Below are 16,047 nucleotides of genomic sequence, written 5' to 3'. Positions count from 1 at the left end.
TATGCGCTGCTGGTCGCGGAGACGATCAGGCACCCGATACCAACGAGCGACAAACCAAGGGCGAGCGTTGCTCGCACGCCATGCCGATCAACCAGACGACCGGCGAAAGGGGCAACTGCCGCCATGACCAGCAGTGCTGCCGCCGCCGATCCCGAAACGAAGCTGCGCGACCAGCCCAATTCCTGTGACCAGATCGGCATGACGAGGCCGAGCGTAGCGCGGGCTGAGAAGGCCAGCGAAAGGGCTAGAAAGCCGAAGGCGACGACCGTCCATTGCAGAATTGATGTGGGTGATGGCTTCGCGCTCATGAAATTCTCCGGATTGCTCGGAGGAACACTCCGTGAGCGCGCGCAGTCCGGCAAACGATGGTTCTACCTCTTATGTTTAGCTGTGCTAAACATGGTCATGGCCATACCGTTGACCTTGCTGGAAACCTTCGTCGCCGTTGCCCGATCAGGACGGATGCGTGAGGCTGCGCTCACGCTGTCGCTAACGCCGGGAGCGATCAGCCAGCGCGTACGCGAGTTGGAAGAGCTGGCAGGATACCGACTGTTTCTCCGAACATCGACAGGAGTGACGTTGAGCGACGCAGGGCAATCGCTGTTCGCCACGCTGGACGAGCCGTTCCGCCAGATCGAAGATGCACGGCGCAAACTGGAAAGACCATCGACCCGTCGCGTCAGGGTGAGCACGATGGCATCCTTCGCCGCCAACTGGCTGGTGCCGCGCTTGCCCCGCTTTACGAAGCTGCATCCCCATGTCGATATCGAGTTGGAAACGGACAGCCGCGTTGTCGATCTGAAACGCGAGCCGGTTGATATGGCGATCCGGCACGGGCTTGGAGATTACCCCGGTCTCGCCGCCGTGCCACTAATCGCGCCGGAGCTGATCGTCGTTGCCAGCCCGTCATTGCTCCATGGGCGTGCCGTGATCGAAACCCCGGCCGATTGCCTTGCGTTTCCGCTGCTGCATGACATGGACCGGGCTGACTGGCGGTTGTGGTTCGAGGCGCATGGAGTGAAGGTCTCCGCACAGCTCTCCGGCCCATCCTTCTCCGACGACCATCTGATAGTAAAAGCGGCCTCTACAGGGCAAGGGCTTGCGCTGGTGCGAGACACCTATGCGGACGACGATTTGCGCACCGGCCGTCTCGTGCGGCCCATCTCGATCCAGTGGCCGACAAACTTCGCCTACTACGCGGTCAGCACGGCCGAAGCATTGCAGCGATCGACAGTCACCCACTTTCGGAATTGGCTGGTTTCCGAAGCTGCCGCAGATTCGCAGAAATCCTAACTTTCCGACAGCCGAAAAATCTTTGCAACAGAGCCCCTCCGCGAAGATGCCGATCGCTTTTTTTAGCACGTCGCGCTCCATGCGCGTTCGATCGAGCTCACGCTTCAGCCGCGAGATCTCCGAGGCCTGGTCCCCCAGTGAGGGCATCGCCGAAGGCAGCGGCGCCACCCCCGGCGTCGCCGACCTCGCTCGCGGCGGGCCGCCATGAACCACCCGGCGCCAGGTCCGCAACATCGAGGGCGAAATGCCCAACTCCGTCGCCACCTGCATCAACGGCCGATCGCCGCGGTCGAGAAGCGCCACCGCCTCCCGTTTGAACTCGGGAGATAACTCCCGCCTCGTCTTCGTCATTCAACACCTCATCGCCTTCACAGGCTTATCAAAGGTGTCCACCAAAACGAGGAACCATCATTTCTTCTGTTGGCCTGAAAACGAAGAGAGGACGGCGCGGCGACGCCGTCCTCTCTCCCCCCGAGCCGGGGGAGGAGGAAGCTCGGGGATTGATCGACCGGAGGCAGGCTCGCTCCGGAAGGAGATCAGGACGTCCATCGCTCGACGAAGAGCTTGGACGGTCCGCCGGATCGCAGATCGAGCGATCCGGCCTCGAGGTCCTATGGAACTCGCGTCAGAGATCGTTCAGCACTTCGTCGACGCGGGTTTGAGCGGTGGCGAGGGCCTCGTCGGTCGACTTGTAGCCTTTGACGGCCGCTCCGACTTCCTCGCCGATGATGCTTTGAATGGCGAACTGCCGGCGGATTTCGGGTGGCAGCGGCTGGCCGGTCGTGGCGATCTTCGCGATGTTGTCGCGATACGGCAGCGACTTGAACTCCGCCATGTCGAACACCGCCTTGGCAGCCGGCAGGTGTCCCGTGCGGGCCCACTGGAAATCGTTCTCGTAGAGATATTTGAGGAGCTTGCCGATCGCGGCGGCCTGCTCGGGCGTGCGCTCCTTGTGCGGCAGGACCCAGCCGTGCCCGTCGACATAGGAGGCGTCGCGGCCGGGGAAGAGCTGCGGCACGGGATAGACGGTGTAGCCGCTCTCCAGCGGGGAGCCCTTCTTCTCGGATTCCGCGACGTAGTCGCCGATCAGCCAGGTGCCGTTCACCGCGATGCCGCCATCGCCATGGGGAAAGGCGGTGACGGCCGCCGTGTAGTCGATGTCGTCCGTCGTCAGGCCCTCGTCGCGCAGGCTCTTCATCAATTCGACGACGGCTTTGGCCTCCGGCGTGACGAGATTGGCCTTGGTCGCGCCGTCGAAGGCGCTGACATTCTGTTGCTGGAGCAACGTGTAGAAAAGCCGTGTGTAGTTCTCGACATTGGTCCCGAGACCCTGAATGAGATAGGGCTTCCCCGTCTTCTCCTTGAACTGTCTGGCCTGTGCGAGAAGCTCGTCGGTCGATCGCGGCAGGACCGGCGTTCCATCCGCGTTGACGAGCCCGGCCTGCTTCATGAGATTGAGATTGACGTGGAACAGGAGCGTCCAGTTGTCGAAGGGCAGACCGAAGAGCTGGCCGTCGCGGGTGACGCCGGCGCGGGACGCGTCGCTGAACTTGTCCGGGGTGACGCCTTCCTTGGCGAGAAATTCGTCGATCGGGTCGAGAAGACCGCGCGACTGGTAGTCCGAGATCACGGAATAATGCATGGACACCACGTCCGGCGCGGCATTCGAGGCGAGCTGGGCGTTGAGCTGGTCGTAGCCCGGCCATTCCACGGTCACGACCTCGACGTCGATGTCGGGATTGGATTTTTCGAAGGCGTTGACGAGCGACGTCATGATGCCGCATTCGCCGACGGCGGCGGTGACGTCCGTCGACGTTCCATACTCCGCCTCGCAGGCGCCGAAGAAGCGCTGGAGGTTGATCGTGGTCTGCGCCTGCGCGGCGCCGCCGATCGACATCGCGAGAACGGCAGTGGTGCTGAGCAACCAGTTACGCATGGAATATACCCTCCCTTTCAGGGCAGGATTGCCCCGGTTCGACCCGAAGCGGCCAAGTCCTCCCAGGCCGCTCGCGTGACTACTTGACGGCGCCGCCCGAAACGGCGGTGACGATATTGCGTTGGAAGACGAGGTAGACGATGAGGACCGGCAGGCTGGCGAAGACGGCCTGGGCAGCCAAGAAGCCGAGCCCCTCGCTCTGTGCGAAGTTGACCTGGGTCGAAGCGATGCCGATCGTCACCGTGTACATTTCCGGCTTGGTGGCGGAGATCAGCGGCCACCAATAGTCGTTCCATCCCTGGAGGAAGGTGAAGATCCCGAGCGTCGCCTGCGCCGGCAACGTCAGCGGCAGCATGATCTTCCAGAAGATCTTGAACGGCGATGCGTTGTCGAGCAGCGCCGCCTCGTCGATCTCCTTGGGGATCGCCCGGAAGAACTGCGTCATGAGGAAGACGCCGAAGGCGGAGGACATGCCCGGCAGCATGAGGCCGAGATAGGTGTTGTGCAGGCTCATCCAGTTGAACATCTGGTGGCGGGCGATGATCACAGCCTGCTCGGGCACGGCGAGGCCGAAAAGCACGATGACGAAGAGCGCCCGCCGGAACGGAAATTCCAGCCGCGCGAAGGCGTAGCCGGCAAGCGAGGACAGCGTGAGGACGCCGATCGTCTGTCCGACCGCCACCACGAAGCTGTTGAGGAGCCAGCCGAAGACGGCCGAGGAGCGAAGGATGTTGGCGAAGTTGACGACCGTGTAGGGCGCCTGGAAGACCGCTTCCGTTCCCAGCATCAGCTCGCCATTGTCCTTGATCGACAGGCCGACGAGCCAGAGCAGCGGCACCATCATCAGGATGGCCAGGACGATGGCGATGCCGAGCAAGGTGCGGTTCGGCGCCGTGACGGGAGAGGAGTCGGATAAGGGAGCCGACATCGAGGGAGCGGCCATCTCAGCTCTCCTGCTTTCGCATGGATACAACGTACTGAATCAGCGCCGCGCAGAGGATGATGAGGAAGAGGAACTGCGAGGCGGCCGCTCCCTTGCCGACGTCCCAGCGAACGAAGCCGGTCTCGTAGATGTACATGACGAGCGGACGCGAGGTGCCATTGGGCCCGCCCTTGGTCATCAGCTGCGCCTGGCCGAAAAGCTGGAACTGCAGCACGATCTGAATCACCGCGACGAGCATGATCGTGCGGGCGATCGACGGCAGCGTGATCTTGACCAGCACGCGCCACGGGCTGGCATTGTCCAAGGCGGCGGCCTCGTAGAGATCGTCCGGGATCTGCTGCAGAGCCGCCAGGAACAGCATCATCGGCAGGCCGAGGCACCACCAGACGGTCGCCACGCCGACGGCGAAGAGCGACCAGCCGCTCGTGGACAGGAAGTTCGCTGGCTCGATCCCGATCTGGCGCATGACCACCGCCAGAAGCCCGTCGCCCGGAATGAAGACGAAACGCCAGAGCAGCGTGACGATCGTGACCGACAGGACCGAGGAGGAAAAGAAGACGCCGCGCAGGAACGCGGTGAGGCGGGTCGTCCGGTTGAGCGCCAGGGCGAGAAAGAGGCCGAGCGCGACGAGGGCTGGAACACTCAGCGCGACGAAGACGATGGTGTTCCAGAGCGCCTGGAGGAAGATCGGGTCGGACAGGACGCGGGCGTAGTTGGCAAGGCCGACGAAGCGGCCGGGGCCGAACAGATCCACCTTGTGAAGACTCAGCCAGATGCTCCACCCCAGCGGAAACACCAGAAGCGCCGAGAAGACGAGGAGGTAGGGAAGGGTGAAGAGCCCGTTCGTCCAGCGGCTGCGGCTATAGCTTTCGGCCATCTCAACGACCATCCGCGTGATAGGCCAAGCCGGACGCATCGAAGATATGCACCGCCGAAGGGTCGAAGACCACCTCGACGCGGTCCCCACCCTTCACGGGGTTTCGTCCGTCGGTCTCCACCGTCAGCTTTTCGCCATTGGAGAGATTGCCGTAGAGCAATGTGCGATCGCCCAGCCGCTCGACGATATCGATGTCGAGCGCGATCCCGGGCTCGTCCTTCCCCGCGATCCGAACGTTTTCGGTGCGAATGCCGAGCACCGCGCCCTTGACGTCGAAGTCTTCGGGTAGATGGATGTCGGTGGCGATCGGGCCGATGCCGGCGAGGCGTGCGACGGTTCCCTTCGCGTCGGAAACCAGTTCGTCCACCGCGAGGACGTTCATAGGCGGCGAGCCGACGAAGGAGGCGACGAAACGGGTCGCGGGGCGATGGTAGATCTCCATCGGGGTGCCGACCTGTTCGATCCTGCGATCGTGCATGACGACGATCCGGTCGGCCAGCGTCATCGCCTCGACCTGGTCGTGCGTGACGAAGATCATCGTGCTGCGCAGCCGCTTGTGCAGCTGTGCGAGTTCCAGCCGCGTGCGACCGCGCAAGGCTGCGTCCAGATTGGACAAGGGCTCGTCGAACAGGAAGGCTTTCGGCTCCTTGACGATCGCCCGGCCGATCGCGACGCGCTGACGCTGGCCGCCGGAAAGCTTGGCCGGCTTGCGATCGAGGAGATGCGCGATCTCCAGCGTCTCGGCCGCATACCGGACGCGGCGGGCGATCTCCTCCCGCGGAACCTTCACGTTCTGAAGGCCGAAGGACATGTTTTCGGCGACCGTCATGTGCGGATAAAGAGCGTAGGACTGGAACACCATGGCGACGCCCCGCTGGCCGGGCGGTCGATCGTCGACGCGCGCGCCGTCGACCGCGATGGTGCCTTCGCTCACGTCCTCCAGCCCGGCGATCATCCGCAGCAGCGTCGACTTCCCGCACCCCGAGGGTCCGAGGAAGACGACGAACTCCCCGGCCGCGATGGACAGCGAGATGTCGTCGAGCACCGTCAGCGCCGCATAGCGCTTGGTGACGTTGGCGATTTCGATCGAAGCCGACATGGTCTCCCTTTCCTGCCGTATCTCGGCCTTTACGCGCCGAGCCGGATCATCCGGTAGCTCAGCGGCGCGATCGAGCCCTGGAGACGGCCGTCCGTCACGCCGACGCCCGTGCCGTCGGCGGGCTCCACCGGCTGTCCGTCGGGGCCGTTGACGGCGCGCAGATCGTGCCCGGCGATCACCTTGTCGGCGACGACCCGCCGCTCGCCGAACCCTTGCACCGAGAGGTCGAGATCGATCGTCTCCGTCGGGTGACGGTTGACGATGAAGAAGGTGAGCGCGCCGTCGCTGTCGCTCTCGACCGCCGCGACGTCGAGATAGGGAACCGTTTCGGCGAAGTCGGTCGCATAGGCCGGGACGTCGACGACGAGCCGCAGCGCTTTGCCGCGCCCGAACTTCGAGGCGTAGAGATAGGGATAGAAGGTCGTCTGACGCCAGGCCGGCCCGCCGGGGACGGTCATGATCGGGGCGATGACGTTCACGAGCTGCGCCAGGCAGGCGACCTTTACGACATCGCAGCGTCGGATGAACGTGTTGATGATGCAGCCGACCTGCAGCACGTCCTCGAAATTGTAGACGTCCTCCAGAAGCGCGGGTGCATGCGGCCAGCCGTCATGCCCTTCCAGGATGGTCTTGTCGGCTTCCTTCGAATGGTACCAGACGTTCCATTCATCGAAGCTGATGTAGATGTCCTTCTTGGAGCGCTTCTTGGCCTTAGTGTAGGTGATGACGCCGGCGACGGTCTGGATATAATCGTCGAGGCGGGCGTTCTGCGCGAGATACCGAGCCGTGTCTCCGGCATGATTCTCGAAATACATATGCAGGCTGATGTAATCGACGGAATCGTACGTGTAGTCGAGAACGGTGGCTTCCCAGGCGGGATAGGTCGGCATGTTCGGCGTCGAGGAACCGCAGACGACGAGCTCCAGCGAGTTGTCGAAGGCGCGCATGGCTTTGGCCGTTTCGAAGGCGATGCGGCCATATTCCTCGGCGGTCTTCTGGCCGATCTGCCAGGGTCCGTCCATCTCGTTGCCGAGGCACCACATCTTGACGTTCCAGGGCTCTTCGCGCCCGTTCGTGCGCCGCAGGTCCGACCAATGGGTGCCGCCGGGATGATTGACGTATTCGAGAAGGGCTCGGGCCTCATCGAGGCCGCGCGAGCCGAGGTTGACCGCCAGCATCATCTCCGTGTTCGCCGCCGTCGCCCAATCCGCGAATTCGTGGATGCCGACCTGGTTCGATTCCGCCGTGTGCCAGGCGAGATCGAGGCGCACCGGGCGGTCTTCCCGGGGGCCGATGCCGTCTTCCCAATTGTAGGCCGAGACGAAGTTCCCGCCGGGATATCGCACGATCGGCACCTCGAGTTCGCGCACGAGATCGATGACGTCCTGGCGCATGCCGTTGGCATTGGCCGTCGGGTGATCTGGCTCGTAGATGCCGGTGTAGACCGCCCGGCCGAGATGCTCCACGAACGAGCCGTAGAGGCGGGCGTCCACGGTTCCGATGACGTGAGCGCTGTCGGCGCTTCCGGTAGCCTGCATCTGTCACTCCCAAGACAATCCATTTTACGGATATATATCCGCTTTGTGGGTATGATACATGGCTATGGTTCGGCGTCAATGGAAGATCGCGTCAGGCGCTAATAGCGCACCCTGCGTCTCAGGTGGTCAGGCGCAGCACGATGTCCTGGTCGTAATTGCCGAAGCCGCGGCCGAAGATGTTGATGCCGCCGGGATGCTCGGCTTTTTCTTCCACCTCAATGCGAAGCCGGATCGACCGGTGCTCGAAGAGGGCGAGATCGCCGAGCCCGACATCGGAGACCTGGACGCCGTCCACGAAGGTGCCTTTTGCGCCGACGCGGAAGTCCTTGAGCACGCCGTACTGGCTGCCGCGCAGCTTCCACCAGTCGGGCGTGTACTTGCCGCGCCGATCGCCGAAGTCGCCGGGCGAGGTCCAGGCCGCGATCTTCGTGTCGTTGATCGAGAGCGTGATGTCGGAGGGCCAGTTGTCGGAGGTTCCGGGCACCTCCGACGAGAGCTCCAAGATCACCTCAAGCTCCTGAATCTCTTCGCCTAGGAGTCTGGCATTGTTCGGAAACTGGTAATCGACATGGCCCGTGGTGAACCAGAGCAGTCCGGCCTTCATGCGGTCGGGAGACAGGAACGTGTCGGGATTGTCGAGAAAGCCGATGATGCCGTCGCTGGAGCATAGCCCGCAAGGGGCGGAAACCTCGAAGCCGCTGTAGAGGCCGACCGGCATCGCCACCTCGATGGCCTTATCGGCGCGTCTGGCGGCGTTGGCGAAGGACAGGACGATCTCGTCGTGGATGGGATGGCAGATCTTCTGGCTTCCCTTTCGCGCCTTCTGCACTTCGGTCCGGATGAGCCCTGCCGCCTCCAGCATGTTCAGGTGGGTCGACGTGGTGGATTGCGGCAGGCCGAGCGTATCCGCGATCTCGTTGACGTTGAGCGAGCCGCGGGAATGCAGGAGTTCCAGCATGGACAGGCGCGCGGGCGCCGAGAGGCATCTGAGGACCTCCTGCCCATCCGCCGGCGTGATCATCAGAAACCTGCTGCTCATCGAGCCATCCTCACCGTTTCATACTCGTAAATCAGATATACAAGGCAGACGCGATAGTCACGGAAAGGCTTTCGTCTCGAACGGCCGAAGCGGCCGCCACCCGAGTAGCCGGTTCCAACTCGACATCGGGATCCCATCACATGCTGCGCGACGTCACCGGCGTCGTCGCAAATTCGGACGCTTGTCGGCGCGTTGGCCGTCGGTCCCAAAGGTCGCAAAATCCAGGTAAACCCTCAACGGTCCGCATCGGTGTTGAGCGGGTCAGCTGTCAGCCTTCTGAAGGTCAGCCGAAACGATGCTGAGGTCGCAGGATGATTGCGGCGACGGGATTTCGGGCGCGCGCATCCGCTTCAAAAGGCATGTCCGAGATCGGGAGGACGTCATACTTCCGGCAACCCGTTGCTCCTTTCGTATCCCCAAGACCCTCGAGCGGGTGTCTCGAGGTGTCGGTCGCACGTTGGGCAAAACGTTGCCTGCTCTTCCACCGGCCACAGCCTCATCCCGCGCCCTTTGAATCGTCAACCGGCTGACGGCGAACTCGCGGCGAGCGCGGAAATCGAGGTGCCCTCGCACATCTCCGCAAACAGCTCAACGGTAGCCCGCACGTCCATGTTCGATCCAAGGCTTTGATGGTGCAATCCTTTCGCATGAGTGGAAGGAGGCACGATGGGCCGGGTTCACCACGCAAACGCCGCGACGACTGCGGCAGTCCGTCGAGCGATACAGCATAGTCATGTCTGGACGGCGCCCGCTCATCAAGAGTTCTTTTCCAGTGCTGGGATGGTCGCGAGTACGGTCATGTACAGGGTCACCGCGATCGGTTCCGTGCTGCTCAAAATGCTGTCGAAATGGATGGGCCATGCCGCGATCGAGACAACGGCAATCTATGCCAACGTCTTGGGCGAGGAGCAGCGTTCTATCGCCGAGCGGATGTGGCGCTGACGCACGTTTAGCTCGGGAGCACTCGCCGCCTTTCCAGAATTATACGGACGACCCGTATAAGGGCCTTGCAAAAGTACGGTCAGTCCGTATTCTTCGCTGATGCAAACGGTTGTCGAGACACCTGCATACCTCTCTGCCGCAAAAGCATCCGGGGTCTCGGAAGAGCTTCGCATGGCGATCGTGAGTGCTGTTGGGGCGGACCCGCTGACGGGTGATGAGCTGCGGGGAACGGGCGGTTGCCGGAAATTCCGGTTTGCCGGTCGTGGAAGAGGCAAAAGTGGTGGGTTTCGCGTCGTCCACTTCTACACCGGACCCGATATTCCAGTCTTCCTGCTCACCGTTTTCGGCAAGGGTGAGAAGGACAACATAAGCGATGCCGAAGCCGCCGCCCTTTCGGCTCTGACGAAGCGTCTTGCAGACGCTTATCGGACCAAGGTCGTGAAGCTGGAGACAAAACGATGAGTGCTTTCGAGAAGATCGCCGCTGGGCTTGAAGAGGCGATTGCCTTCGCCGAAGGCAGCGTCAACCCCACCGAGTACGTCCTTCATATTCCCTCGACCATCGATGTGAAGGCTGTACGCAAGAGCCGACGCATGTCTCAGAGCGCCTTTGCTGCTCGCTATGGGTTTACGATCGGCCGTCTGCGGGATTGGGAGCAGGGGCGCTCAACACCCGACATGCCGTCACGCCTGCTGTTGAAGGTGATCGAGCAGGAACCCGAGGCGGTCGAACGCGCCGTTTCTGCGGCTTGAATGGCTGCCTGGATCAAGACGCATCACGAGCAGGGGTGGTTGTTACTATTTCACGCCAAAGAGTCCGATCAAAGAGACTCGAACGGTAGCCCTCGCCGACCGCGCGCTCCCATAGCGCCGTAGCGGACGGCGAGGGCGGGTCCGTCCTGGCACCAAGGCGCAGCCAAGTCTGCGACTGCTGCCGCCTGCCTCACCGCTCATACCCGCCACGCTCGCGATCCCGCTCGATCTGGCGCTCGCGGTCCAGTTCCTGTTCGGTCTTCGGCCGACTTGCTGCCCGTGCCTCAAGCGCTGCGATCCGCTCGGCCACGCTCACCTTGCGCACCGGTCCAGCGTCCTCGGTCCGCTCGTCACGCGCTGAAGGCATTGGCGAGATGGGCAGCTCATGCCGCTGGTGCCGCTCTCGCTCACGCTCCTGCTCGCGCTCCGGGTTCGCTCGGCGGGCGGCCCGCGCCTCCAGCGCCGCGATCCGTTCCGCAACGCTGACCTTGGTCACCGGCACGCCGTCCTCGCCCCTCTCGGCGCGCTGGAGGCCCGATCGCTGCGTTGACGGCTCCTGACGCCCCGAACCCGCATAGAACCCTGCCATGCGCTCCTGAAGGCTCTGGTGAGGCTGTGACTGAGCCTCGCGCCCGGTCTCCTCCCGGCCGCGCTCCACCAGGATCGCGTCCGCCCTCCCACCGTCCATCCCGCGCCGCTCGGCGAACACCGCCACGACGGCCGCCTGGCGCTCCGCCGGCGTCTTCAGGTAGTCCATCGTGGTTTCCTTGCCGCGCGCGATCGACAGCTGGTCCCGCAGGCTCTTCATGTCCCGGAAGTCGTCACGCCCCGCATAGAGCCGCGCCTCGTCCCGGTGCCGCGTCATCGCGACATAGGCGAGATGACTGTCCATGCCCGGCGTCGCCAGAACGAAGGCCCGGTCCACCGTGGCGCCTTGGCTCTTGTGAACCGTCGTCGCGTAGCCGTGGTCGAAGGATTGGTAGCGATCCGTCGGTATTGTCACCGTGCGAGGCGTCTCCACGTCTCGCCCGACGCCGTCGAGCCTTGTGCGTATCAGCCCTGGCTCGACGGCGGTCACCGTTCCCAGCATGCCGTTCTTCACCCCGAGCTCGCGATCGTTCTCCAGGAACAAGAGGCGGTCGCCCACCGCAAACCGTCGCTCGCCCTCGTTCGTCGGATAGCGCAGCTCGTCCGTCAGCGAGCCCCTCGACTGGATCTCGCCGCGGATGGCCTCGTTCAGCTGCCGCACGTCGCTGTTGCGATAGGTCAGCACCAGACGCGATCCCTCCGGGCGCTCAGTGCGGTCCTGCAGAACGTCACGCACCAGCTGGGTCCGCGCTGCCTCGCGGGTTCCCTCGAACCGCACTGCGCCCCGATCGTCGTAAGCCTGCAGCCCCGCTCCGATCCGGTGCCGGGCGAAGTCCTGTGAGGCCTCCCGCTGCCAGGGCTCGCGCTGCCGGCGGATCTCTTCCAGATCGGCAAACCCGGTGCGCTCCGCGATCGAGCGGAACGCCGCCCCGGCCCCGATCGGCTGCAGCTGCTGCGGGTCGCCCACCAGCACGAGCTTCGCCCCGGAGCGCTCGGCCTCCGCCACGAAGCGCGCCATCTGCTTCGACGACACCATGCCGGCCTCGTCGATCACCAGAATGTCGCCGCGCCCCAGCCGATCGCGATCTCGTCCCCAGCCGTGTTCGCACGAGGCCAGCGTGCGCGAGGGAATGCCGCTGGCGCCCTGCAGCTCTTCCGCCGCCTTGCCCGCCAGCGCCGCGCCATGGACGCGGTAGCCGGCGTCTTCCCACGCCTCTCGCGCCGAGTTCAGCATCGTCGACTTGCCCGTGCCGGCGCGCCCGATCACGGCGGCCAGACGCCCCTCGCCCGTCACGTGCCGGATCGCCTCGCGCTGCTCGTCGGCGAGCATCGGGCGCGCCGCCATCGCGCGCTCGACCGCGGCCCGGCCCACCCCGTATCCGCCGCTCACCGTGAGCTGCGCCGCGCCCTCCACCATCGAGCGCTCGATCGCCACCATCTCGCGCGTCGAGAACCGCGCCAGTTCCGACACGTTGCCCCGACCGTCCCGGACCTCGCCTTTCAGCTCCACCAGCTCAAGGCTCGCCATGACGGATGCGAAGGCGTTGCCGAACAGCGCGGGGTCGTCGATCGCCCGGTGCAGTGCCCGCGCCACGTCGTGCCGATCGAACACGCTCTTCTCGCCCGTGATCACCTCTAGAACGTGCTCGGGCCGTTCGCGAATGAGCGCGGCGTTGCGTTCCGCCGCCTCGCGCTCCAGCTGGACCCGGTCGATCGTCTTGCCCTGCCGCTCCATCTGCGTGGCATGCACGCCCATGTGACGCGAGGGCTCGATCTCCAGACCGCGATCGCGATGCGAGCGATGGTCGATCCGCTCCTCATGACCGGCACGCGCCAGATGCGTGTTCGCCTCTTGCTCCCACGCAAGGCGAACCTCGCGCAGCTGCATCGTCGATGTCGGATGCCCTTCCTGCAGAAGCGCCCGGTTCTCGCGCTCGATCATCGATTTCAGCCCGAACCCGTCGGGCCCGATCTCGCGCGTCGTCATCAGAATATGCGCATGGGCATTGCGAAGGTCGCTGTTGCCCTGCGGCTCGTGCAGCGCGAAGTCCACCGCGACGCCGTAGCGATCCGCAAGTCCCGCACTGAACGATCGCACCAGCGCGACACGCTGGTCTGCCGTCAGCTCATGCGGGATCGCCACCTCGAACTCTCTCGCCACCCGGGCGTCACAGCGCTTCTCGGCTTGCTCTGCCGCGTTCCACAAACGCGACCGGTCCAGCGCCCACGCCGCCTCGACGCTCTTGGGCAGGACGATCTCGGCATGAACGATGCCGCCCTTCATCCGGTAGTCGTGCACCAGGCCATCGCGCTCGTTGACCAGCAATGTCCCGGATCGATAGGCGGCGGCGGCCACGGCGCTACGTCCGCCCGTCCGGCTGATCGACTTCATCGAGCAATGATAGATGGCCAAGGCGGCGGTCCCGTTCGTCACTCCGCCATAGCACACCGATGTAGCAACGCTACTCGAAAGTGCGCCCTTACCATCCTGCTGGCGCAGTCTGCTCGCGGTCCGGGTGCCTCATCCTGAACGCCTGGGCGCGGCTTTGGATGCCAGACAAATAGGACATCGTACGATTGCGGTACGAACACGCTCTGCGCTAGGCGCCACCCGTCAGAGACGTGGAAAGGCAACGGAATGGCCAAACTCTCGATCGAGGCGCGCATTGCGCAGCTCGAAGCCCGCAAGCAGGCGTTGAAGGCGCGCCTCGGTAAGCAGGAACGTGCCATCGACACACGCCGCAAGATGTTGCTCGGCGCCATTTTGCTCGATGCCATTGAGCGCGGCCGATCCGGTCAGGGACGCCCCGAGGATCGCGAGCTCGCCGGGATGCTGGCGGACTGGGTGTCGCGCGAGCTGCCCGGCTTCCTGACACGGCCGATCGACCGCACGCTGTTTCCCGAGTTCATCAAGCCGGCAATGCCGGGTTCCGACGCGGAGACCGGACAATGAACCCGACCTTCTGGGGACGCCGCTTCAGTGTCGGGCCGCTCGTCACCGTCGCCATCGTCATCGTTGCGATCTGGTTTCCGCTCTCCTTCATCGGACGCACGAGCCCACGCTTCCTCTTCTGGGTCTCGTCACCGTTCCGGAAAGGTTTGGCCGATGCGATGAACGCCCTGGACTTCTCGATGCTCGGGCTCGTCGGGATCAGCGATCCGCAAGCCCTCTACGACTACTGGACTGCGGGACCGGGTCTGAACACCGCACTGGTCCTGCCCGCCCTCCTCATTGCGCTTCTACTCTGGCTTCTCGGCCTCGATATCGTTCAGATGCTGATCGGTGGATCGCCATCCGTTCCGCATGGCGCGGGGCGCTTTGCGTCGGCGCGCGAGGAAGCCTTTCATCGTCGGTACAAGCCGGGCGCCCTGAACGTCGGCGCCGGGCCGGGCTCGTCCTCCTACTGGTTCTCCGGACCCGAGCATCTTCTGACCGTCGCCCCGACCCGCTCCGGCAAGGGCGTCGGCGTCATCGTTCCGAACCTTCTGACCGCCGAGCGCAGCGTCCTCGTCATCGACCCCAAGGGCGAGAATGCCGAAGTGACCGCGCGCCACCGCCAGAGCTTCGGCCCCGTCCATGTGCTCGCGCCTTTTCGACAGGACGGCGTCGCCAGCGCGGGCTACAATCCGCTTGCCGGTCTCGACCCGAAGGACGATGCCTTCGTCGACGACGCCGCGACGCTCGCCGCCGCCCTCATCGTCTCCACCCCCAATGCCGACAATCCGCATTTCGACGAGGGCGCACGGGCGCTCCTGCGCGGCCTCCTCATGCTCGTCGTCGTCGCCGAGCCGCCCGAGCGGCGCAACCTCGTGACCCTGCGCGAGTACCTGACCTATCCGAGGGCCCGCTTCGACCACCTCCTGCAGATCATGGCGGAGACACGGGACGGCGCCGGCGCGATCACCTCCGTCGCCAACGTCTTCGCGGCCAAGAACGACAAGGAGCGTGCCGCCATTCTCTCCACCGCACAGGAGCAGACCAACTTCCTCGAAAGCCCCGCCATCCAGCGCTCCATCACCCGCTCGGATTTCGAGTTCGCCAGCCTCAAGACCGGCATCGCCACTGTCTATCTCGTCCTGCCGCAGGAGCGCATGGAGAGCCACGGACGCTGGATCCGCCTTCTCGTCACACGGGCGCTTCAGGACATCCAGCGCACAAAAGTCAAACCAGCCAAACCGGCGGCGCCGATCCTCTTCGTCCTCGACGAGTTCGCTGCGCTCGGCGACATGCCGGCGATCAAGACCGCGATCGGCCTCATGGCCGGCTATGGTCTCCAGATCTGGGCCTTCCTGCAGAACTGGGGCCAGCTCGAGGAGGTCTACGGCAAGGGCGCCCACACCTTCGCCGCCAATGCCGGCGTCTTCCAGGCCTTCAGGGTCAACGACACCGTCACCGCCCGCTACGTCTCCGACCTCTCCGGAGACACCGCCCGCCATCAGCCGGCAGACCAGGGCAAACCCGTCGGCGGCAAGCTCCTGACGCCCGAGGAGGTCATGCACCTCGGCGACGACCGCATGTTCCTCAAGTTCAAGGGAACCCGGCCCATCCTCGCCGGCAAACGGCCCTACTTCCAGGATCGCAAACTCCGCAAGATCGCCGATCCATCCAGCTTGCACGCCGGATAGGACGCAGCCGACCTCGCAGCCTCAGAGTGGAGCGTCACCGGCGTCGGGCTTCAGCATACCCCGGGGCCGCCCCGCAATCTCGGCCAGACCCCGGTCGCACCTGCTACGCTCGCCCCTCTCGTTGCCGATACCTTCGACGAACGCTGGAGGTCGGCTAGCGACACTCGCACTTCATGGCGAACGCAGCGGTAAGGAGGAGCGTCATGGCAGTTCCAGCGATGATCCGTATGGCGGTGGTGGCTGGCGCTTGCTTCACTAACCCCGAGCGCACCCGCAACGCGAGCGGGGAAAGCGAATTTTCGACCCGACCAAGCCGTTCTCAGCCCCTCCGAACCGCCACCGCAATCGATGAAACAGTATGATTACCTCTGTTTCATTTTAGGTGTTTTCAGTGACAGACCAGCCTTTTCGACA

Annotated in this window: 14 protein-coding genes and 1 pseudogene; 6 read left to right on the top strand and 9 right to left on the bottom strand. The window is 64.2% G+C overall.

The features are described from left to right. A partial coding sequence (locus GGR04_RS21600) for an MFS transporter (protein WP_183202370.1) occupies window positions 1–308 on the bottom strand: 308 nt, incomplete at its 3' end. Here GGR04_RS21600 and GGR04_RS21595 point away from each other — a divergent pair. Next, the gene (locus GGR04_RS21595; RefSeq protein WP_210291919.1) at window positions 307–1,293 is read left to right on the top strand and encodes a LysR substrate-binding domain-containing protein; all 987 of its coding nucleotides are present in this window, start codon (window positions 307–309) and stop codon (window positions 1,291–1,293) included. The genes GGR04_RS21600 and GGR04_RS21595 overlap by 2 nt on opposite strands. Window positions 1,294–1,324: 31 nt before the next feature. On the opposite strand, the pseudogene GGR04_RS21590 reads toward GGR04_RS21595, so the two are convergent. The 7 genes and pseudogenes from GGR04_RS21590 to GGR04_RS21560 all read right to left on the bottom strand — a co-directional run. Beyond that, window positions 1,325–1,644, bottom strand: a pseudogene (locus tag GGR04_RS21590) (transposase); the annotation flags it as partial. A 274-nt stretch (window positions 1,645–1,918) separates the two neighbouring features. Further along, entirely contained in the window at window positions 1,919–3,229 is a 1,311-nt protein-coding gene (locus GGR04_RS21585) for an extracellular solute-binding protein (protein WP_183202368.1), read from the bottom strand. A gap of 79 nt (window positions 3,230–3,308) precedes the next feature. Continuing rightward, window positions 3,309–4,157 (bottom strand): carbohydrate ABC transporter permease, encoded by an 849-nt coding sequence (locus GGR04_RS21580; protein WP_183202377.1) that lies wholly within the window; start codon window positions 4,155–4,157, stop codon window positions 3,309–3,311. A 16-nt stretch (window positions 4,158–4,173) separates the two neighbouring features. Further along, window positions 4,174–5,049, bottom strand: a complete 876-nt coding sequence (locus tag GGR04_RS21575) for a carbohydrate ABC transporter permease (RefSeq protein ID WP_183202366.1) — start codon at window positions 5,047–5,049, stop codon at window positions 4,174–4,176. A gap of 1 nt (window position 5,050) precedes the next feature. After that, entirely contained in the window at window positions 5,051–6,148 is a 1,098-nt protein-coding gene (locus tag GGR04_RS21570) for an ABC transporter ATP-binding protein (RefSeq protein ID WP_183202364.1), read from the bottom strand. A 29-nt stretch (window positions 6,149–6,177) separates the two neighbouring features. Next, complete coding sequence (gene arfA / locus GGR04_RS21565; protein ID WP_183202362.1) at window positions 6,178–7,686, bottom strand: arabinosylfuranosidase ArfA; 1,509 nt, start codon at window positions 7,684–7,686, stop codon at window positions 6,178–6,180. Between the two features lie 118 nt (window positions 7,687–7,804). Further along, window positions 7,805–8,725 (bottom strand): ArsR/SmtB family transcription factor, encoded by a 921-nt coding sequence (locus GGR04_RS21560; protein WP_183202360.1) that lies wholly within the window; start codon window positions 8,723–8,725, stop codon window positions 7,805–7,807. 666 nt (window positions 8,726–9,391) lie between these two features. Here GGR04_RS21560 and GGR04_RS23750 point away from each other — a divergent pair. The 3 genes from GGR04_RS23750 to GGR04_RS21545 all read left to right on the top strand — a co-directional run bounded on the left by GGR04_RS23750 (window position 9,392) and on the right by GGR04_RS21545 (window position 10,419). After that, the gene (locus tag GGR04_RS23750) at window positions 9,392–9,667 is read left to right on the top strand and encodes a hypothetical protein (protein ID WP_210291918.1); all 276 of its coding nucleotides are present in this window, start codon (window positions 9,392–9,394) and stop codon (window positions 9,665–9,667) included. A 171-nt stretch (window positions 9,668–9,838) separates the two neighbouring features. Further along, entirely contained in the window at window positions 9,839–10,129 is a 291-nt protein-coding gene (locus GGR04_RS21550) for a type II toxin-antitoxin system RelE/ParE family toxin (RefSeq protein ID WP_312857505.1), read from the top strand. Beyond that, on the top strand, window positions 10,126–10,419 hold the full coding sequence (locus GGR04_RS21545) for a helix-turn-helix domain-containing protein (RefSeq protein WP_183202355.1): 294 nt from the start codon (window positions 10,126–10,128) through the stop codon (window positions 10,417–10,419). Before GGR04_RS21550 ends, GGR04_RS21545 begins: the two co-directional genes overlap by 4 nt. Before the next feature lie 190 nt (window positions 10,420–10,609). Here the strand turns inward: GGR04_RS21545 and traA are convergent, their stop codons facing one another. Then, window positions 10,610–13,420 (bottom strand): Ti-type conjugative transfer relaxase TraA, encoded by a 2,811-nt coding sequence (gene traA, locus GGR04_RS21540; protein ID WP_183202353.1) that lies wholly within the window; start codon window positions 13,418–13,420, stop codon window positions 10,610–10,612. A 225-nt stretch (window positions 13,421–13,645) separates the two neighbouring features. On the opposite strand from traA, the gene GGR04_RS21535 reads away from it, so the two are divergent. After that, the gene (locus GGR04_RS21535) at window positions 13,646–13,960 is read left to right on the top strand and encodes a mobilization protein (protein WP_183202351.1); all 315 of its coding nucleotides are present in this window, start codon (window positions 13,646–13,648) and stop codon (window positions 13,958–13,960) included. Then, on the top strand, window positions 13,957–15,633 hold the full coding sequence (locus GGR04_RS21530) for a type IV secretory system conjugative DNA transfer family protein (protein ID WP_183202349.1): 1,677 nt from the start codon (window positions 13,957–13,959) through the stop codon (window positions 15,631–15,633). The genes GGR04_RS21535 and GGR04_RS21530 overlap by 4 nt, the downstream gene beginning before the upstream one ends. Window positions 15,634–16,047: the final 414 nt, after the last annotated feature.

Origin of the sequence: Aureimonas pseudogalii, from assembly GCF_014196835.1 — a bacterium.
In the GTDB taxonomy this organism is placed as follows: Bacteria; Pseudomonadota; Alphaproteobacteria; order Rhizobiales; family Rhizobiaceae; genus Aureimonas; species Aureimonas pseudogalii.
The sequence above is the reverse complement of the archived record's forward strand: the minus strand, read 5'-3'. Positions and strand labels throughout refer to the sequence as shown.